Origin of the sequence: Acinetobacter terrestris (genome assembly GCF_004331155.1) — a bacterium.
In the GTDB taxonomy this organism is placed as follows: Bacteria; Pseudomonadota; Gammaproteobacteria; order Pseudomonadales; family Moraxellaceae; genus Acinetobacter; species Acinetobacter terrestris.
Window position 1 is genome coordinate 17,847 of the sequence record NZ_SJNZ01000008.1, and the last position, 18,614, is coordinate 36,460.

Sequence of the window (18,614 nt, forward strand, 5' to 3'; positions counted from 1 at the left end):
GTTGATTCCGTGAACCAAGCCTACTAGCTTTTAGCTATTGCTAAAATTAGTAAGTTTGAGTCGCTTTAAAGCTTTCAATACCAGCTTTGAATGCAGCTTCGATTTCCTTATCCCAAGCACCAGTCTCGTCAATTTTTTGCATTAACGCAGCGTTTTCTGAACGGAAGTAAGAAACAAGCGCAACATCAAATGCAACGATTTTATTCACTTCAACGTCAGTCATATAACCTTCGTTAGATGCATAAATTGAAACAGCTTGGTCAGCAATTGAATATGGAGCATATTGTTTTTGCTTCATTAATTCAGTTACACGTTGACCATGTTCAAGCTGTTTACGAGTTGCTTCATCAAGATCAGAAGCGAACTGAGCAAACGCTGCCAATTCACGGTATTGCGCCAAAGCGGTACGGATACCACCAGACAATTTTTTGATGATCTTAGTTTGCGCAGAACCACCAACACGAGATACAGAGATACCCGCGTTCACAGCAGGACGAATACCTGCATTGAATAATGATGTTTCTAAGAAGATCTGACCATCTGTAATCGAAATTACGTTAGTCGGTACGAATGCAGATACGTCACCGGCTTGAGTTTCAATAATCGGTAATGCAGTTAATGAACCAGTTTTGCCAGTAACTTCACCGTTAGTGAATTTCTCAACGTATGCAGCAGATACACGTGAAGCACGTTCAAGTAAACGTGAGTGTAAATAGAATACGTCACCAGGATATGCTTCACGACCTGGTGGACGGCGTAAAAGCAATGAAATTTGACGATACGCAACAGCTTGTTTAGACAAGTCATCATAAATGATAAGCGCGTCTTCACCACGGTCACGGAAGTATTCGCCCATTGTACAGCCAGAGTACGGAGCCAAATACAGCATTGCTGCTGGATCAGATGCACCTGCTGCGACAACAGTTGTATACGCCATAGCGCCAGTTTCTTCTAGCTTGCGCACAACGTTAGCGATAGTCGATTGTTTTTGACCGATTGCTACGTATACACATTTAATGCCAGAGTTTTTCTGCGCGATGATCGCGTCGATCGCCATTGCTGTTTTACCAGTTTGACGGTCACCAATGATCAACTCACGTTGACCACGGCCTACAGGGATCATTGTATCTACTGATTTATAACCAGTTTGTACAGGTTGATCCACTGATTGACGCCAAATTACGCCTGGTGCTACTTTTTCAACAGCATCAGTTAATTTAGCATCAATTGGGCCTTTAGCATCAATTGGGTTACCCAAAGCATCTACTACACGGCCTAAAAGTTCTGGACCAACCGGAACTTCTAATACACGACCTGTGCAACGCGCTTTTTGACCTTCTTGAAGGCTTAAGTAGTTACCTAAAACAACGACGCCCACTGAATCCTGTTCTAGGTTCAGTGCCATACCAAATAAGCCGCCGTCGAATTCGATCATTTCACCGTACATTGCATCAGCAAGGCCGTGAATACGCACAATACCGTCGGAAACCATAACAATGGTCCCTTCGTTCTTAGCGGTTGCGCTGGTGTCCAGATCGCCGATACGCTGTTTAATGAGCGCACTGATCTCGGATGGATTCAGTTGTTGCATTGCGCTATACCTCAATCTTTTTAAAGTTCAGTCTTCTTCTATGCAGTAATTTTTAAAAAAAATTACGCAAGAAGACGAGTCCGCATTTTTTCAAGCTTGTTAAGTGCAGAGTCATCTATCACTTGGTCGCCTGCACGAATAACAACACCTGCAATTAACGCAGGATTAACTTCTACAGTTACATTTACCGCAGCGTTAAATTTTTTCTCTAACGCTTGAACCAGTAATTGTTCCTGTACAGAAGTCACAGGGAATGCTGATTCAATCACAACATCCACAGTATTGTTATTCTGTGATTTGAGCAGTTCGTATTCTGTTTCAATTTCAGGTAACAACGCTAAACGATCGTTGTCTGCAAGAAGAGTCAAAAAGTTTGACACTTCTTGAGTTTGATTCTCACCTAAAACTTTTGCAAAAACACTCACCTGCTCAGCAGGAGTAAGCTCAGGGCGATTCAAATAAGCGGAAAATGCTTCGTCTTGCACCGCAGCACTGAGCACTTGTAACACATTCGACCAATTGTCAGTTGCACCTTGCTCAGAAGCGAAAGCAAATGCTGCTTTTGCGTACGGGCGTGCCAACGTCAAGAGTTCAGCCATAATCGCCTCGCTTAAAGTTTAGCAGCCAGCTGAGTAAGCATGGCATTGTGAGCTTCCGCATCAACTTGCTGGTTCAGAATTTTTTCTGCACCAGTAACTGCCAAGGCAGCAACTTGTTGACGTAATTCTTCGCGTGCAGAATTGATTTCAGTATCAACAGTTTCTTTCGCCTGTTGACGGATACGCTCACCTTCAGCAGATGCTTGGGTACGCGCTTCTTCGATCAATTGTGCACCACGACGGTTCGCTTGTTCGATCAATTGAGCCGCTTGTGCTTTTGCCACATCTAATTCAGCTTTCACTTGAGCTTGCGCATCGGCAAGGTCAGCTTTTGCTTTTTCAGCAGCATTTAGCCCATCAGCGATACGACGCTGACGTTCACTAATCGCATTGATTAGTGGTGGCCATACAAACTTCATGCAGAATGCGACAAACATCGCAAACGCAATTGCTTGGCCAATCAATGTGAGGTTGATATTCATAGCTATTCCTCAATAGTTTAATTTAGGAATTAAGCTGATTAACCTACAAATGGATTAGCGAAGATGAAGAACAAGCCAATACCAACACCGATCATAGGCACAGCATCAAGAAGACCTGCGATTAAAAACATACGAGTTTGAAGTTGTGGAGCCAATTCTGGTTGACGTGCAACAGCTTCAAGGAAACGGCCGCCTAAAAGACCAAAACCAATCGCAGTACCTAAAGCACCAAAAGCGATCAAGATAGCAGATGCAATTGCAACTAGACCTAAAGTGAGTTCCATGAAAAATTCCTCAGAGGTTAGGTTTTACCCAATTAAATTAAAAATTGTACCCAACCATCTTATGATAGTTAGGCAATTACCATTAATGCTTTTCGCTTGCCATGCTCAAATATACGATAGTCAGCATCATGAAAATAAATGCTTGTAGCGTGATAATTAAGATATGGAAAATAGCCCATGGCACAGACAATGCCCATTGAATCCAGAACGGTAGTAACGCGATAAGGATGAAGATTAACTCACCCGCATACATGTTACCGAATAGTCGTAGAGCCAATGAAATTGGACGTGCAAGGAAAGTTACCAATTCCAAAAGCAAGTTAAATGGAATTAAAAGCGCTTTAGCGATTGGATTCTTTGGATTGAACGGGTTCAGCGCCAACTCACCAACAAAGCCACTCAAACCTTTTTCACGAATACTGTAGAAAATAATGAGAGCGAATACAGATAAAGACATCCCTAATGTGATGTTTGGATCTGTTGTTGGTACGATTTTGAAATACACACTATGTGGATCCATTCCGAATACATTGCTACCAATAAGCGTAGCTAAATGAGGAATGAAATCTACCGGCATCAAATCCATTAAGTTCATGAGGAAAATCCACACGAAAATGGTCAGTGCAAGCGGTGCAATCAAACGTGACTTTCCGTGGAAAGTATCACGAACACTTGAATCAACAAACTCAATGATCATTTCAATTGCTGACTGGAACTTGGTAGGAACACCAGAGTTTGCAGCTTTCGCTACAACCCAGAACAACAAACAGAAAATCACACCCAGCGTGATTGACCAACCCATTGAATCCAAGTGAATAGCAGTGAACCCCATCTGTTGAGCTTCTTCAGCAGTCTCAGCCAACTTCCACGAGCCATCAGGCATCTTGCCATAGGTCATATTGGTCAAGTGATGCTTGATATACTCGGTCGAAGTAAGCGCATGTTCTTCAGCAGCCATAAATCACACCTGGTCAATGTCAAATACTAAATAGAGTGAACGAACATCGCGTGCTGCCTGATATCTCGTCCATCTCCTAAAAAACTTTTCAATTTTTTGTTGTGCTTAAACCCGTTTTTGTAGACGTGACGCTAAAAAAGGAGCGACCCACGACATGGCTTGAACGAGGATAAAACCACAAAACAACGCTCCCGCTGACAACGGTTTAACGTTACTTAAAATTAAAATGAAACCAACGATCACAATTGCAAACTTGCCCATCAGGCCTCTATACATGTTCGAAAGAACCTGCTTTGAAGCTCGCGCACCTGCGGCTCGAAACGATTGCCAAGAAAAATAACAACTTGCAAGCCAGCACACCAACGCACCAAGCGCAGCGCTGTAAGCTGCAGTTGAGTCTTTCAGGACCCACGCTATCAAGGCTGAAACAGGGATCATGCCTGCTTGTAAGATGACCAAAGCTTTCGCTAATCGTCGGTCAACCATGCGACTAGTTCGGCTCATTATTTATTCACTCACAGCAATCATGCTTGACAAGTTTAGCTGATGATCGTTTTTAATCGCAGGCATTATAGAGTTACACCCCTGAACATGCAATCTTTTCCCGACTTAAGTCTGGTTTTTTTCCACGATCAAGTTGCTTTGATACTAATCAATAGTTGTTTATTTTTTGTATTACTTTCGTGCATTTAGCACACAGTTATGGGTTTGCTCGGCAAGTTTTTTCCAAGCCAGCACAAAATCCCCTGCCCCGCCCATGCTTTCATCTACTGCCTGGAAGGTAATCGGATTCAGTTTACGGTACTGGTTTTTACTGGCATGCCCTTCTGCCAACAGGCACATATTGCGACTTGGACGACTGTCATTTAGGTATTTAATTTGCGCCAGAGTCGGTGCGACATGCGGATCATCGGTCAGTGCACCGGCAAATTTCAAATTCAAGGCCCGTTCCAAATATTGATAAGCATCATGATAGGACCAGTAGGTCTTTGCCGTTGAGCGACTATTATACTGTTGTGCAGTCAGTAACATCTCTTGGGCGAAACGCTTGGCATTGGCCCAATAGGCATCTTTATGTTCGGGCAATTGTTGTGAACGCAGTGCAGCGATAAAGAAGCCAATCCGCACCGCATTGTTTGGATCAAGCCAGACATGGGTATCCACGGTATTGTTTAAAGCCACGCCACGGGTATTGCGCTGCGGCAATGTCTGTACGATCCCTGAATCTAAAATAGAGATGGCTTTGGGATTATCCGATAACAGTTTATCTAGTGGTGCTTCATGTGCCTTGCCCAACCAGATTACTAATGATGCATCGAGGATGGCTTTGCGATGTGCAGGCGTGAGCGTGACATCGTGTCCGGTTTGATCGGCGAGCAACAGTACAGGCTTTTCAACACCTTGCGTGATTTCTTCAGCAATAAGATAAATGGGATGCGTAGAGACCACTAAACTTTGTGACCAGCTTAAGCTACTGAATAAGGCAAGCGCACAAAATGCAAAGAAACGGGACATGAAAGAAGATTACCAAAGATTCAACAGGTGTTATAATATAACAAATCAACAAAAATACCTACGTCTAATCGAAACGGGTATCGCTTCATGTTAAGATTTAATGTCCATTTGTTTTTATAAATTTCGCACTTGAGGTTGGCTATGAGCTCATGTTCTCACGAACATCACAATGCATTACATGGCGTACACGACCATCATAATGTCGAAACACGTCTCGCTGAAGCGGAAAACCTCTGTGCAACGACTGGCGCACGTTTAACACCGTTACGAAAAGAAGTATTAGGACTGATTTTAAATGCCACCGGTCCAATGGGTGCATATGACTTACTGGCTAAAATCAAAAGCAATTCAGACCGCCCTGCCGCCCCACCGACGGTTTATCGGACTTTAGACTTTTTATTAGAAAAAGGCTTAATCCACCGTTTAACCTCTATTAATGCTTATATTCCTTGTTGTCATCCGCGTGAAGGACATCAGGCTGCATTTTTAATTTGTACCGATTGCAAGAATGTGACAGAAGCTTCTGCACAAGGTTTATTAACACAATTAGATGCACTTTCAGCATCTGATCAATTTACTGCACATCACAGTATTATTGAAATTTCTGGGATATGTCAGCAGTGTCGCAACAAACAGTAAACCCTCATACACTGATTGCGTTAGACAAAATCAGTGTACGCATCGATGAGCGTGACATTTTAAAGAATGTCGATTTCGCCTTACATGAGCGAGAAATTGTCACGCTGATTGGCCCGAATGGCGCAGGGAAATCCACCCTGATTAAAGTCCTGTTAGGGATTGTAAAAGCCAATTCAGGCAAAATTCATAGTCATAAAAAATTAAAATTTTCTTATGTGCCGCAAAAGTTCAATCCGTCGCATAGCCTGCCTTTACGCGTGCAAGACTTGCTGGCCTTAGAAAAATGCGCTGCGGATAGAAAAGCAGAAATTATTCGCGATACCGGCATCACCAAGTTACAGGATTGTAAAGTTCAGCAACTGTCCGGCGGTGAACGTCAGCGTGTGCTTTTAGCACGTGCTTTATTGCGTCAACCCGATGTACTGGTTCTAGATGAACCGATGCAAGGTTTAGATATTCAGTCAGAAGCTGAACTGTATGAATATGTCAGAAGCCTGCCAATCAAATATGGCTGTGCCGTGTTGATGGTATCGCACGATCTGCAATGGGTGATGCAAGGTACACACCGTGTGGTCTGTTTAAATAAACACATCTGTTGCAGTGGCTTACCTGAAAATGTGCAGAAGCATCCAGAATATCAGGCCATTTTTGGCACTAATCGGGTTTTCTATCAACATCATCATGATCATTGCGCCCATGGTGACAGTGCAACCCCGTGCCAGCATGATCCTCGTCCCCATATTCACCCCGAACCGGAAGCTTAAGCCATGATGGAATGGTTACAAATATTGTTGCCTGCATGGACCATGGGAACACTACTGGTGTTTCTAACTGCTCCGCTGGGTTGTTTAATGTTATGGCGACGGATGTCTTTTTTTGCCGATACCATGGCGCACGGGACTTTATTGGGTGTTGCGATTGCCGGTGCCTTAAGTCTGCCGCTGTGGTTAGGCGTGACCTTTTTGGCATTTTTATTGGTCGGTGTTTTATGGGTGCTGCATGACCCTCGTCTGCCCAATGATGCTTTGCTGGCGCTCTGTTCAGCCACCCTGCTCTGTTCAGGCTTATTGTTTATTCAGCATATTCCAAGCTTAAGACCGGAACTGCTCAGCTATTTGTTTGGTGATCTGCTACAAATTTCCTGGTCAGATCTACCGATGTTTGCTTTTGTCATTATTGCTGCACTGGCTGTGCTATATAAAAACTGGCAAGCCCAAATTCAAATTGCGATTGACCCTGATATGGCAGTGAGTGAAGGCGTGAATGCCAAATGGCAACGTCTGGTGTTTATGCTGTTATTGGCACTCTTTACCGTATTGGCTTTACGTGCCGTAGGTTCATTGTTAATGGGCGCTTTACTGGTGATTCCAGCCCTGACGGCTCGCCTGCTGGCAAACTCACCTAAACAGATGGTGATTTGGGCTTTTTTGATTGCGCAATTTGGGATTAGTGTCGGTTTATGGTCAAGTGCCGGTTTAGATACATCGACCGGTTTAACCATTGTACTGACCATGGCAATTTTATTTGCGCTGATTTTTGCAGTGCAGAAAGTGAAAAAGATGGCTTAGTCATATGTCCAGCAAACGCTACTTGATGAGTGCATGTTTGCTCGAACATAAGGTTCGGTAAGATGGAAAAGATTGTTTGATTAGAGGGATTTTAGATCATCTGTTACCAGATCAATATATCAGTCTATGTCCTGAAGTTGCCGGTGGTCTGCCCACTCCTCGTCCACCTGCTAAAATTCAGTATGCTTCGAGCATCGACGTATTACAACACCAAGCATTTGTTCTCGATAATCTAGGCAACGATGTGTCTAATGCCTTTATTGATGGTGCTCATCAAGCCTTAAAACTAGCTCAACAATTTAAAGTTACCCATGCCATATTAAAAGCCAAAAGTCCGTCTTGTGGTAGTGACTTGATTTATGACGGCTCATTTTCAGGACATAAAGTTCATGGCGATGGCGTCACCGCTGCACTCTTTAAACAGCATGGCATAACCGTCATGACTGAGCATGAATTCTTGGTGCAATTATCAAAGACTATTCTTTAATTTATAAAATCTAAATTCGGGATTAAACAGCCCAATCAAAAATAAAATCGTGAATGCAATCCAAAAGAACCACGCCATCATGATGACCTGATCCTTCGTCCATTCTTCAGACTGAGAGGTGTTAAAGACAAACTATGTTTTCCAACCCTGAATATACGCTGCCCCGCCCCATGAAATAATCCACTTGGTTAAAGTGCAGTGTAAGACATAGATCAAAATCCATAATGGAGTTGACATGCTGCTTTGCCTATTTGTTATTTTAATGCTGGCAAATTAGATGAAATACGTTTAAAAATCAAGAAATAGCCTTTCGAAATGTATTACGGTACTGTTACTGATGTACTAAGCTCAACAAACTTGCGGCACAGGCAAACAACACTGCAAAAGTACGGTTCATGACTTTTTGCTGTTTTGGCGATTTTAGAACCCGTAAAACTTTAGCTGCAAGTCCGGTGTAACCTGCCATCACGATCAGATCAATTGTAATCATGGTCGCGGCCATAATCAGATATTGAATCCATTGTTGTTTGGACAAATCCAGAAACTGCGGCAACACTGCCAGTAAAAACACAATCGCTTTCGGGTTGCTCATATTGACCAAAAAGCCATGCAGGACCAGTTTAGCAATAGATTTATCCGGCTGTTCTTGTTGAATTTTAATTGACTGAGTTGGTGCTTTCCATTGCAGATAAGCCAGATATAACAAATACAACACGCCGAACCATTTCACCACCATGAATGCCCATGGCGTAGTTGCAAATAGTACCCCTACCCCGGCAGCCACAATCCCGATTTGCACCAACAACGCCAACTGCAAACCTAAAGCATTCCAGTAGCCTCGGCGAAAGCCATAATTTAAACCACTCGACATAGAAGCAATTGCACCTGCGCCAGGAGAAATGCTAATCACCCAACATGCCAGCATATAGGCAAGCCAAACTTGGTAAGACATAAAATACAAGGAGATAGAAAGACCAGCTTATTATATGACTTTTCATGCTGATGAAACGTTAAAAATCAACTATCAAAATAAAACTTTGGCTATTCACTCAGGCAGTGATGAGGCACAATAAAGCCAGCCACGTATTTTATAAAAATTGTTAGGAGCCATGTATGACTGCCCAATCTGTAATTTTACCATTACCTTCAGATCATGCTCGGTTTATTGTTTTACGTTTAAAAGACTTAACGATTGATGAGTTAAAAGAGAAACTTGCAGATTTATTTACCACACGTGATCGTTTAATCACGCAGCATCCCAATGCGCAAATTAAAACCGGTGTCGCTTTTGGTCCCGAACTTTGGGCAAAACTCTATAATCAAACACCAGCAGGTTTTAAACAATTGGAACCCCTTCAAGGCTCCTTTCAAATGCCGGTTGTCCCTGCCGATGTTCTCATTCATGTTGCATCTCAACGTACTGATATTTGTTTTGCGTTAAGCCAGTCATTCTTTGAAGGCATTCAAGATAAAGTTGAAGTGCTGGATGAACGGGTATGTTTCCGTAATTTTGATGGTCGTGACCTCACAGGTTTCATTGATGGCACTGAAAATCCACAATTCCCGGATGACCGTGCCGAAGTCGCTTTACTCGGTGATGATGCTGGAGTTTTTGCTGATGGTTCTTTTGTCTTTGCACAACGCTATGCTCATAACTTGGCAAAATGGAAACAACTAAAAGTCGATGCCCAAGAAAATGTGATGGGTCGAACCAAGTTAGAGTCTATTGAACTGGATGATGAGGTTAAACCTAAAAATGCCCATATTGCCCGTGTTGTGATTGAAGATGATGAAGGCGAAGAAATGGAAATTTTACGTCACTCCCTTCCTTATGGTGATGGTAAAGGTGACCAGGGTTTGTTCTTTATTGCTTATACCCAAAATTTAGGAATTATTGATCGCATGCTACAACACATGTTTGGTATAGCGGGCGATGGTATTCATGACCGACTTCTACACTTTGTAACACCAATGGATGGCGCGTATTACTTTGCGCCAAGTGAAGAGCTGTTGGAAGAAGTTTTGGAAGGGTGATCTAATGAGAAATAGCTTGATAAGCTATTTCTCATTTTTTAATAGATTTAATAAATTAATTATATCTTTCTAGAAATGAGATTCTTTCTTTAGTCATATCAATTTGACATTGAATAGCATCAAAATGGCTTTCTCTTCCATAATTTTTTTCATCTGCTATACATTTTGACTCTTTAAGCTTAATCCATTCTCGTTGAGAATTTTTTAATTTATTTTTTTTAATTTCTGATATTTTACTTATTTTATTCTTATATAATTTATTCAATTTTTTATCATATTCCTTATAATCACTTATATAACACTCTAAAATTTCATTAAAAATTATACTATTAGGAACACACTTTTGATTATAAGCAAAACATGTTATCGAACTAGTTGATAATAAGATAAAACTTATTAGTTTTTTTTTGAAAACAATCACATTTTAGTCCTTTCATGAATTATTTTTATGAATTAAAAAATCCAAAATCAAATAATTAATATAAAAAAATTAAGTATTTTATTAAAAAATCCTCATAAGAGGTGAATAATTATCAAAATTTAATAATATAATTAAAAAATAATTTGAATTATAAATAATGAGTTAACTTAAAAATGGCAGACTAAATATATTAAGAAAGTTAATTTTTATCAATTATTTATAATTTTCTAAAAATTTTATTCGCTTATGATTTTCTTGTGCATAACAATCAATTAAATAAATGGGTGCTTCTCTTCCTTCCTCTGCCTCTTTATATTCCGATGTACATTTATTTTTTCTATTTTTCAACCATGCTCTTTGACTTATTAATATTTTTTTCTTCTTAATCATATTCATTGATTTAAGCTTATCTTTGTATTCTACATTTAATAATTTATCGGACTCTAGATAATCTCTTGAAACACAATACATTAAGTCATCTTGCATAGGACTTCCTTTTTTACATTTCACTTTTAGAGCATCTTTGTATAAAAAATCTTCAGGAATAACTGCATAAGTATTTAAAGAAACCAATAAAATTAAAAAAAATAAAAATTTATTTATAACAATCACATTTTAATCCTTTTTCAAAAATTTTTGCTTCATCTTCTCGTCTTGCTTGTAAACCTCTATTTTGTTTTGTTGTCCACAAACGTTTCATACTTCTTAAAGATATAGGAACATTACTTCCACTTATTTTTAAATCATCCTGAATTTCTCTCATTTCTCTTCGTCTATTTCCTTTAAGACCTATATATCGATTATATACAAGCGATAAAATTGCACCTTGACAATGAGGATGATATTTTAAAATATCAGGGTAAATTTTTAATGCATCTTCTGCATATCTTTTCTTTACTATCATTACCATATCATAAGCTTTATTTTTACTTATCGTAATATCAGATAGACTACTCACTAAAGCTTGTGCAGATACGCCTTTTTTTCCTTGAGCTTTTAATAAGCGTTGAATTTGATTTGGATTATAATACAAAGCTAAATCTTTTTTAATTTGTTCTATACTCTGTTGTCCTAAATCATAACCATACCCTAAGGTTACGCCACTTCTAGCATCTCCTCCTTTACTCGGTACATAAGGTTTAGATTCATATTTTTCCCATTTTAGAATTGATTCAAGAGATTCTTTGGAAATAATCATTGTTCCTGAAGATGTTTCAAAAGAATATGTTTGAATAATGCATTCAGAAGAGCACTCTTTATGATTAATACTTTTATTTATAACTGGTTTATCTTGCTGAGTACTTCCATTCGTTACATCCACATCTAGATGCAACTTAACAGAACTTTCATTTATTCTTTTTGGCAAATAATTTATAGATTCTAATGGAGTACCATCAGGTTTATATACGGTTATCCTTAACCATTTTCCAATATGGCCACGAACTGTAATTTTTCCATTTGAAGTAGTGATTATATTTTTTTCTTTACTATCTAGAGCCAATATTTCAACGTTCGTTTTTTCTACAATATAGTTATTATCATTTCTATCTAGCAGAGTTATTGTCAATAAACTTTTAAAACTTTCATATGGTTCATCTAATTTAATAAGAATTGGCTGTTGTGAACCAGTACCAGAATTTACAGATTTTTTTAGAATAAATTTATCACTAGATGTCAGAACTAAAATCTCTATGTCTCTATTTGGAGAAGACTCAATTTCTGCAATCCCTTCTTTATTAGTAGCACGTTCAAAAGCTTTTTTACCTTTGGGTCTTGATTGAACAGGAAAATCAACCATAACTTTTCCTGTACGATCTATAACTTTAAATAAGGTAAAAACTGTTCCACTCGCAGGTTGTTTTACATTTCCCTTTTTGTATTCTTCAATAGTTTTTGGCAATTGTACTTTTATCGGATTACTAACAGATGAGGTTAGAGAGGAATTAATCGTTTTAAACACTGTATACTCTTTAGCATTAGGCGGTTTAGCTAAAATTTCAATGGTTCTGTTCGAAGAAGCCTGAAAGATGAAAAAGCCCTTTTCATCTGTCTTTTGCGGATTTTCTCTGGTGGATCCATGATAACGAGACTTTACATTGAGATTGATCACTCGTTGACCAGATTTATCATAGAATTTAGAAATAATTGTGACCAAATTACTCATTAGTCAAAGTCCTCTTCTGTGTAAACTTCATCCTCTTCTGAAATTTCTTCTTCTGTTTCTTCTATCAGTTCATCACAATTATCGTTTGATATTTCCTGACTTAAATAAGTGTTTAAAGAGTTAAATCCCAATGCTGTAAATTCTGCTTGTTGTGGAGTATAGAACCTTAAAGAACTAATATTTTTTTCGCTACCCAATTCATTTTTAATATTTTTAATTAATTTCCCTTCTGATTTATCAACAATAAAAATCTCTTTTTCTCCCATAGATAGTCTGTTCCAAATATAATCAACTTGATTGCTGTAAGGCGTTTCAAGTATCGGCAAACTTACCTGAGGGGTTAGTACTTTCTGCCCTCCCACAAAACTATGCTGCCCCGCTTTACTCTCAAACTTACCGCCCGTAGTTGTAAAAACACCTTCACCATTAATCTTTAACTGTGACCCGCCAGCTGTCAGCACGATCTCTTTCGGGCTGATCATTTCAATCTTATCTTCTGTAGAAATCAGCTTGATGACCTTGCGCGCGATCGCTTCGATTGCATCATCCTGTGCTTGTAGTTCAACCTTTCCTTTTGCAGCAAAAGCTCTGAATCCTTCTTGTGCTGCAAAAAGACTGATTTTCTGACTTGCATGCCCAATCAAAGATTTTTGTGTACTGAGGTTGATACTATCTCCCGCACTATGGTTAATCTGCTGATCTGCTGAAATATGAATATCTTCATTGGTTGCAAGGGCAATCGAATTAGGCGCTGCGAGTAGCATTAAAGCCTGTTTAAATGTATCCGCTTTTTCTTTTTCCCCACTTTCAATGTGCTCAAGAAAAGCTTGCAAATTGTCCAAAACATCCAACGGATCTGTCAGCTGGTTCTTTGCGATTTGACTCAATGCTTCAGAATTATTCAGACTCGATTGCAGTTGAGTCTTTGCCTCATTTGTACTGAGATGATTGGCAATGGCTTGATCTTGAGGATGTGTGGAAATCAGCAGACCTTTACCCGCACGAACAGCTCCATATTGATCGGTTCTTAGCTCAAAGCCTTCACCACGCCCCTCACTGGTCTCGGCAGCTTTTGGATGGCTCAAGTTGCCCAAATTCAGCTGGCTCGCCCCATGACTGCTCTGCAACTGGCTGCTAATTTGTCCTGTGGTGTCATCAAAACGAAGTTGATTAAAACCTGTGCCAGCGACCTCTTGCGAGCGAATGCCACTGAGCTTTTTGGTATCGGGTAACTGACCTTTAATATCGAACTTGGTCTGATGGCGTTCAGCCTCATGAATACGTCCCACCACAAAAGGCCGATCAACATCACCTTCAAAGAAATCAATTACCACTACTTCACCAATTCGAGGATGAAATCGTGCGCCATAACCTTCGCCTGCCCAAGGAGTCAACACATCTACCCAGGCAGAGTCGGTGTCGTTCTCATTGCTCCCTGCACCCCCATCATGACCATGGTCATCGGTACGGGTAAACAAGAAGCGCACCTTGATGCGGCCCCATGCATCCACAAAAATAGTTTCACCTTCAGGCCCCACGACTTTGGCACGTTGTGGATAGGCCGCAGGCCGATATATTAAAGGGCTATATTCAGGCACCACGGGGACATTGCGACGTACCAGATACAGCTCATTGGCTTGCCGTTCATCACCTTGATGGTGCCAGCGGCTTAAAGTTAATAAGGCATCAAGTTGACGAAGAATGTCTTTGGGTAAATTATTCTGGTTATAAAAAGCTTTGCCTAAAATCAGGAATTCTTTATCTGAACCTGAATGCCGGTCAATTTCTGGATGATCGATTAATTCAAACCAGTAGCCTACCTGGGCATCACGCACGCTACTCTGCGCAGTGAAATATTTGGCCTGCAACGCTTGGTACTGGCCCAGCTGCTGATTCAATTTTTCTAACTGCTGACTGCCTGAAGTGGTTGCTTGATCTGTACCGGTTAAATCGGATGTCCATGCAGGGCTAATGCTCCAGGCTTGCTCCAAGCTTAAGGTTTCATTGTCCTGCAACTCACTATGTTGATGATGACTGAGCAGGCTATCGGCTTGATCTTGAGACAGACTGCTGGCTTGCCAACGCTGTACCTGAATTGCGGTGGATTGCAAATAGCGTTCGGCGATAAAACTGGTAATGCTATCTAGGCGTTCTGTGGCATGGCTACGATGAAATCGGATTGATCTTCTGCTTAACGCGCTATATTGATGATTATCATCAATCAAACGCAGTTTCTGCGGCTGAATCGCGGAGGAAGACACTGCAACTCTGTGTTCAGATTCATCAATCAGCCAGTTAATGCCTTCACTGCGCCACAGTCGTGTCAGAAATTCATAATCGGTTTCATTGGATTGCATCACAAAAGGACGGATATCGTAGTCTCGGGTTAAGCCTTGGGTATTTAGACTTAAGCTGGCTGCAAACAAGGCACTTTTACCTTGCCATTCTTTAAACAGTATTTCACTGATATCACGCACGCTTTTGTTCATAAACACACGACTATTGCGGCGCTTGTGCCAGAGTGCAGTCGCATCTTCAATGGTGATTTTATAGAGGGTGAGTGCCCCATCACTCTGACCTTGACTGGCGCCCGTAACCACACCTGTGATTCGAGAGAGCTCACCTAGATCAGTCACTTGGTCGACAGCTACTCGGCCGCCTATAAATTGCTTCAGGGGAATATAGGCATTGGTCGACAGGCAAATCAGTTCTGCTTTCAGTCCTTGATTGATTTGATGTTGTCCTTCAATTCTTTGAATAAAGACCTGAGGATTGAGCAGTTGGTTGGAAAAATATAAATGCAGGGCACGTTTTTGCAAACTTAAGCCCATAGCTTCAATCACAGTATGGATCGTATTTAATATAGTCATTTATTATTCTAATAATTTTATTTTTATTCGTGGCTGCATTCTAGGAAATGTTGTTTTTTTAGTCTAGTGCATTTTTTGTTATTTTGATAAAAAGCTGCATTCAGCTAAATGGATCAGATGAGTTAAAAAATGTAGCGATTAAACCAGACTTTTATTTTTCAGCCCCACGCTTGCTGCTACACTAAAAAGAATAACAATATTCAAGAGTTCGGGTCATGATTGACATCCATTCCAAACTGCCTGCACAAGGTGTCACTATTTTCAGTGTGATGACTGCAATGGCACATCGCCTGAATGCCTTAAATCTCTCTCAAGGTTTTCCAGACTTTGCAGCCCCGCCTGCCTTATTAAAAGCCTTAAGCCAAGCCACTTTAGATGGCTTTAATCAATATGCACCAAGTGATGGACTGATTTCGCTACGTGAACAATTGGCACACCAGTTTTTAAAACGCGACCAACTGGTGATTGACCCGATTACCGAAATCACCATTACCCCAGGGGCAACCATTGGAATTTTTTGCACCATTCAAGCACTGATCCATGCCGGTGATGAAGTCATCATTTTCGATCCCTGCTATGACAGTTATGGCCCCAGCGTGCAGCTGGTGGGTGCTCAAGCCATTCATATTCCTCTGCTTTCACCGGAGTTTTCCGTGAACTGGAATCAGGTCAAGGATGCTATCAATGACAAGACCCGAATGATCATTGTGAATACCCCTCACAATCCTACAGGTGCAATCTGGTCACATCAGGACTGGCTAAATTTAATTGAACTGATTCGTGATAAAAACATTGTGGTGCTATCCGATGAAGTCTATGAACACCTGATTTATGATGGTCAAAAGCATTATTCTGCGCTGTCTTTTCCTGAATTGCGTGACCGAAGTATTGTGGTTGGTTCTTTTGGTAAAACCTTTCATGTCACCGGCTGGAAAACCGGTTACTGCATTGCCTCACCTGAACTGATGAAACTATTTAGACAGGTATACCAGTTTGTCAGTTTTTGCGGTGTCACCCCCATACAAATGGCACTGGCAACTTTTATGCAGCAGCATCCTGAACATATTGATGGACTGGCCGACTTCTATCAGGAAAAACGTGATCTGTTTAATGCTGGCATTCGTAATTCACGCTTTCATTTTACCCCGTCGCAAGGGACCTATTTCCAGAACTTGAATTACAGTGCCATTCGCCCCGATTTAAACGATGTCGAGATGTGTAAATTTCTTGCGGAGCATCATGGCATTGTCGCCATTCCTGTTTCCGTTTTTTATCAGCAAGCACCGGAAAATTTACGTTTAATTCGTTTTTGCTTTGCCAAAAAAGATGAAACCCTAGAACAAGCCTCTGCAATTTTATCTGCCGTTTAAGTTCATGATTTGTTCATAAATTTAAGCCTTAGTTACTGAACAACTAAGGCTTTTTTAAGCCAATTCAGGTAGTGTGAGTTTAAATCTGAAAATGATAAAAACACCTTTACAGGACGTTCAATGCCTCAACATCAATCCCTGCTCACTCAACAGAAATTATGGAAAACCTTTTTAATTTTCCTGTTGCCGTTGATTGCGACCAATATTTTGCAAAATCTTTCAGGAACGATTAATACCGTTTTTGTTGGGCAAATGATGGGGGTAAATGCCATTGCAGCAGTGGCTGTGTTCTTCCCGATTTTGTTCTGTCTGATGGCTTTCGTGATTGGTCTTTCAGCAGGCGCAACCGTATTGGTTGGACAGGCATGGGGAGCGAAGAATGTTGAAAAAGTCCGCTGTGTGGTTGGTTCAACCCTGTTTATGACTTTAATTGGCGGCAGTATCATTGCCCTGTTGGGGGTGCTTTTTGCTGAACATATCTTGCTTGCCTTAGGCACAGATCCTGACGTCATGCACCTGTCTCTGCCTTATGTGCAGTGGATGCTTGCCGGTAGTCCATTACTGTTTATCTATATTATTTATACTTCAATTTTACGCGGTGTCGGTGACAGCACCACCCCGCTGATTGCGTCAGGCATGACCATTCTGATAGGCGTACTGATTACCCCGGTACTGATTGCAGGATATTTTGGCTTTCCGAAAATGGGCATTGTTGCGCCTGCCATTGCCACCATTGTCGGTTATCTTGCGGTACTGATCTTTCTGGCCGTGTACCTGAATAAAAAAGATCATCCGCTTAAACCGGACCGTCATCTGCTCAGCCATATCCGTCATCAACCTGAACTCAGTAAAATCATTCTGCGTTTGGGCATTCCCACCGGTGTGCAAATGGTTACCACATCCGTTGCCGGTTTGGTGATTGTCGGCCTGGTCAATCGTTATGGTTCACATGCAACCGCAGCTTATGGTGCAGTCAATCAGGTACTGAACTACATTCAATTCCCTGCCCTGTCTATTTCTATTGCTGCATCCATTTTCGCAGCTCAAGCCATTGGTGCAGGAAAATCGGAACTTCTGAACAAAGTGACGCGTACTGCACTGGGTATGAATATCCTGATTACCGGTGGATTGGTGGCCTTGGCCTATCTGTTCTCAAAATATCTGATGGCGCTATTTATTACCGACCCGACGGTGGTGGTCCTTGGGCAGCAATTACTGTTTATTGTGTTGTGGTCGATTATCTTCTTTGGTGCGAGTGCCATTTTTGCTTCAATCATGCGTGCCAGTGGTACCGTGACTATTCCAATGCTCATTAATATCGCCGCGATTATTGGTATTGAAGTGCCGTGCGCCTATTTGTTTAGTCAATGGTGGGGCTTGCAAGGCATTTGGTATGCCTATGCTCTGGCATTCGTCTGCTTGTGTATTTTGCAGGGACTGTATTATCAGTTTGTGTGGAAGAAAAAAACCGTAACCGCCCTGATTTAAGTGCCTTCCTTTAATCAGCGCATTGATGAAAACAAGCCTCTACCAAACCTTGATTGAGGCGATCCACATCCTTATCCCATATAGGTTATAAGGATTTAATTTTATCGTATTTTTCAAGCGCCTGATTCCTTGCTATAACCCTGT

The 18,614-nt window shown here is 40.9% G+C and carries 18 protein-coding genes and 1 pseudogene; 7 read left to right on the top strand and 12 right to left on the bottom strand.

What is annotated here, in order from left to right:
* Window positions 1-46: 46 nt before the first annotated feature.
* From atpA to E0H81_RS06085, 7 genes are all read right to left on the bottom strand, one after another.
* Window positions 47-1,591, bottom strand: coding sequence for a F0F1 ATP synthase subunit alpha (gene atpA / locus E0H81_RS06055; RefSeq protein WP_067864594.1), 1,545 nt, complete (start codon window positions 1,589-1,591; stop codon window positions 47-49).
* 62 nt (window positions 1,592-1,653) lie between these two features.
* Window positions 1,654-2,190: a F0F1 ATP synthase subunit delta gene (locus E0H81_RS06060; RefSeq protein ID WP_131267493.1), complete on the bottom strand. Its 537-nt coding sequence runs from the start codon at window positions 2,188-2,190 to the stop codon at window positions 1,654-1,656.
* 11 nt (window positions 2,191-2,201) lie between these two features.
* Entirely contained in the window at window positions 2,202-2,672 is a 471-nt protein-coding gene (locus tag E0H81_RS06065; RefSeq protein WP_131317398.1) for a F0F1 ATP synthase subunit B, read from the bottom strand.
* 38 nt (window positions 2,673-2,710) lie between these two features.
* Window positions 2,711-2,956 (bottom strand): F0F1 ATP synthase subunit C, encoded by a 246-nt coding sequence (atpE, locus tag E0H81_RS06070; RefSeq protein ID WP_000424060.1) that lies wholly within the window; start codon window positions 2,954-2,956, stop codon window positions 2,711-2,713.
* Window positions 2,957-3,038: 82 nt separating this feature from the next.
* Window positions 3,039-3,914, bottom strand: a complete 876-nt coding sequence (gene atpB, locus E0H81_RS06075) for a F0F1 ATP synthase subunit A (RefSeq protein WP_131317400.1) — start codon at window positions 3,912-3,914, stop codon at window positions 3,039-3,041.
* A 105-nt stretch (window positions 3,915-4,019) separates the two neighbouring features.
* The gene (locus tag E0H81_RS06080; protein WP_131317402.1) at window positions 4,020-4,418 is read right to left on the bottom strand and encodes an ATP synthase subunit I; all 399 of its coding nucleotides are present in this window, start codon (window positions 4,416-4,418) and stop codon (window positions 4,020-4,022) included.
* A gap of 171 nt (window positions 4,419-4,589) precedes the next feature.
* The gene (locus tag E0H81_RS06085; protein ID WP_131317404.1) at window positions 4,590-5,429 is read right to left on the bottom strand and encodes a metal ABC transporter solute-binding protein, Zn/Mn family; all 840 of its coding nucleotides are present in this window, start codon (window positions 5,427-5,429) and stop codon (window positions 4,590-4,592) included.
* A 141-nt stretch (window positions 5,430-5,570) separates the two neighbouring features.
* On the opposite strand from E0H81_RS06085, the gene E0H81_RS06090 reads away from it, so the two are divergent.
* The 4 genes and pseudogenes from E0H81_RS06090 (at window position 5,571) to E0H81_RS06105 (ending at window position 8,123) form a co-directional block, all read left to right on the top strand.
* Window positions 5,571-6,068 (top strand): transcriptional repressor, encoded by a 498-nt coding sequence (locus E0H81_RS06090; protein WP_131317406.1) that lies wholly within the window; start codon window positions 5,571-5,573, stop codon window positions 6,066-6,068.
* Window positions 6,041-6,832, top strand: a complete 792-nt coding sequence (gene znuC, locus E0H81_RS06095; protein WP_131317408.1) for a zinc ABC transporter ATP-binding protein ZnuC — start codon at window positions 6,041-6,043, stop codon at window positions 6,830-6,832. The genes E0H81_RS06090 and znuC overlap by 28 nt, the downstream gene beginning before the upstream one ends.
* A gap of 3 nt (window positions 6,833-6,835) precedes the next feature.
* Complete coding sequence (gene znuB, locus E0H81_RS06100; RefSeq protein ID WP_131317410.1) at window positions 6,836-7,636, top strand: zinc ABC transporter permease subunit ZnuB; 801 nt, start codon at window positions 6,836-6,838, stop codon at window positions 7,634-7,636.
* Between the two features lie 4 nt (window positions 7,637-7,640).
* Window positions 7,641-8,123 (top strand): annotated as a pseudogene (locus tag E0H81_RS06105) (2-thiouracil desulfurase family protein).
* A 331-nt stretch (window positions 8,124-8,454) separates the two neighbouring features.
* Here E0H81_RS06105 and E0H81_RS06115 read toward each other — a convergent pair.
* Window positions 8,455-9,075: a LysE family transporter gene (locus tag E0H81_RS06115; protein ID WP_131317412.1), complete on the bottom strand. Its 621-nt coding sequence runs from the start codon at window positions 9,073-9,075 to the stop codon at window positions 8,455-8,457.
* Between the two features lie 161 nt (window positions 9,076-9,236).
* Between E0H81_RS06115 and E0H81_RS06120 the strand changes: the two genes are divergently transcribed.
* Entirely contained in the window at window positions 9,237-10,157 is a 921-nt protein-coding gene (locus E0H81_RS06120) for a Dyp-type peroxidase (RefSeq protein WP_131317414.1), read from the top strand.
* A 55-nt stretch (window positions 10,158-10,212) separates the two neighbouring features.
* On the opposite strand, the gene E0H81_RS06125 is transcribed toward E0H81_RS06120, so the two are convergent.
* The 4 genes from E0H81_RS06125 to E0H81_RS06145 all read right to left on the bottom strand — a co-directional run bounded on the left by E0H81_RS06125 (window position 10,213) and on the right by E0H81_RS06145 (window position 15,606).
* A complete protein-coding gene (locus tag E0H81_RS06125) occupies window positions 10,213-10,578 on the bottom strand; it encodes a lysozyme inhibitor LprI family protein (protein WP_244926507.1) in 366 nt (121 codons plus the stop codon).
* Between the two features lie 213 nt (window positions 10,579-10,791).
* Entirely contained in the window at window positions 10,792-11,190 is a 399-nt protein-coding gene (locus E0H81_RS06130) for a lysozyme inhibitor LprI family protein (protein WP_131317416.1), read from the bottom strand.
* Window positions 11,174-12,742 carry a pesticin C-terminus-like muramidase gene (locus tag E0H81_RS16110; RefSeq protein ID WP_244926508.1) on the bottom strand — a complete coding sequence of 523 codons (1,569 nt, stop codon included), beginning with the start codon at window positions 12,740-12,742 and terminating at the stop codon, window positions 11,174-11,176. Before E0H81_RS16110 ends, E0H81_RS06130 begins: the two co-directional genes overlap by 17 nt.
* A complete protein-coding gene (locus E0H81_RS06145; protein WP_131317565.1) occupies window positions 12,742-15,606 on the bottom strand; it encodes a type VI secretion system Vgr family protein in 2,865 nt (954 codons plus the stop codon). Before E0H81_RS06145 ends, E0H81_RS16110 begins: the two co-directional genes overlap by 1 nt.
* Before the next feature lie 221 nt (window positions 15,607-15,827).
* On the opposite strand from E0H81_RS06145, the gene E0H81_RS06150 reads away from it, so the two are divergent.
* Window positions 15,828-16,982: a methionine aminotransferase gene (locus E0H81_RS06150; protein WP_131317418.1), complete on the top strand. Its 1,155-nt coding sequence runs from the start codon at window positions 15,828-15,830 to the stop codon at window positions 16,980-16,982.
* A gap of 120 nt (window positions 16,983-17,102) precedes the next feature.
* Window positions 17,103-18,470: an MATE family efflux transporter gene (locus E0H81_RS06155; RefSeq protein ID WP_131317420.1), complete on the top strand. Its 1,368-nt coding sequence runs from the start codon at window positions 17,103-17,105 to the stop codon at window positions 18,468-18,470.
* Window positions 18,471-18,614: the final 144 nt, after the last annotated feature.

Coding starts and splice junctions, on each gene's coding strand:
- E0H81_RS06115 (WP_131317412.1), bottom strand. CDS start 9,075: ATGTCTTACCAAGTTTGGCTTGCCTATATGCTGGCATGTTGGGTGATT.
- E0H81_RS06080 (WP_131317402.1), bottom strand. CDS start 4,418: ATGAGCCGAACTAGTCGCATGGTTGACCGACGATTAGCGAAAGCTTTG.
- E0H81_RS16110 (WP_244926508.1), bottom strand. CDS start 12,742: ATGAGTAATTTGGTCACAATTATTTCTAAATTCTATGATAAATCTGGT.
- E0H81_RS06155 (WP_131317420.1), top strand. CDS start 17,103: ATGCCTCAACATCAATCCCTGCTCACTCAACAGAAATTATGGAAAACC.
- E0H81_RS06065 (WP_131317398.1), bottom strand. CDS start 2,672: ATGAATATCAACCTCACATTGATTGGCCAAGCAATTGCGTTTGCGATG.
- znuB (WP_131317410.1), top strand. CDS start 6,836: ATGATGGAATGGTTACAAATATTGTTGCCTGCATGGACCATGGGAACA.
- E0H81_RS06060 (WP_131267493.1), bottom strand. CDS start 2,190: ATGGCTGAACTCTTGACGTTGGCACGCCCGTACGCAAAAGCAGCATTT.
- znuC (WP_131317408.1), top strand. CDS start 6,041: ATGTCAGCAGTGTCGCAACAAACAGTAAACCCTCATACACTGATTGCG.
- E0H81_RS06120 (WP_131317414.1), top strand. CDS start 9,237: ATGACTGCCCAATCTGTAATTTTACCATTACCTTCAGATCATGCTCGG.
- E0H81_RS06150 (WP_131317418.1), top strand. CDS start 15,828: ATGATTGACATCCATTCCAAACTGCCTGCACAAGGTGTCACTATTTTC.
- atpE (WP_000424060.1), bottom strand. CDS start 2,956: ATGGAACTCACTTTAGGTCTAGTTGCAATTGCATCTGCTATCTTGATC.
- atpB (WP_131317400.1), bottom strand. CDS start 3,914: ATGGCTGCTGAAGAACATGCGCTTACTTCGACCGAGTATATCAAGCAT.
- atpA (WP_067864594.1), bottom strand. CDS start 1,591: ATGCAACAACTGAATCCATCCGAGATCAGTGCGCTCATTAAACAGCGT.
- E0H81_RS06085 (WP_131317404.1), bottom strand. CDS start 5,429: ATGTCCCGTTTCTTTGCATTTTGTGCGCTTGCCTTATTCAGTAGCTTA.
- E0H81_RS06090 (WP_131317406.1), top strand. CDS start 5,571: ATGAGCTCATGTTCTCACGAACATCACAATGCATTACATGGCGTACAC.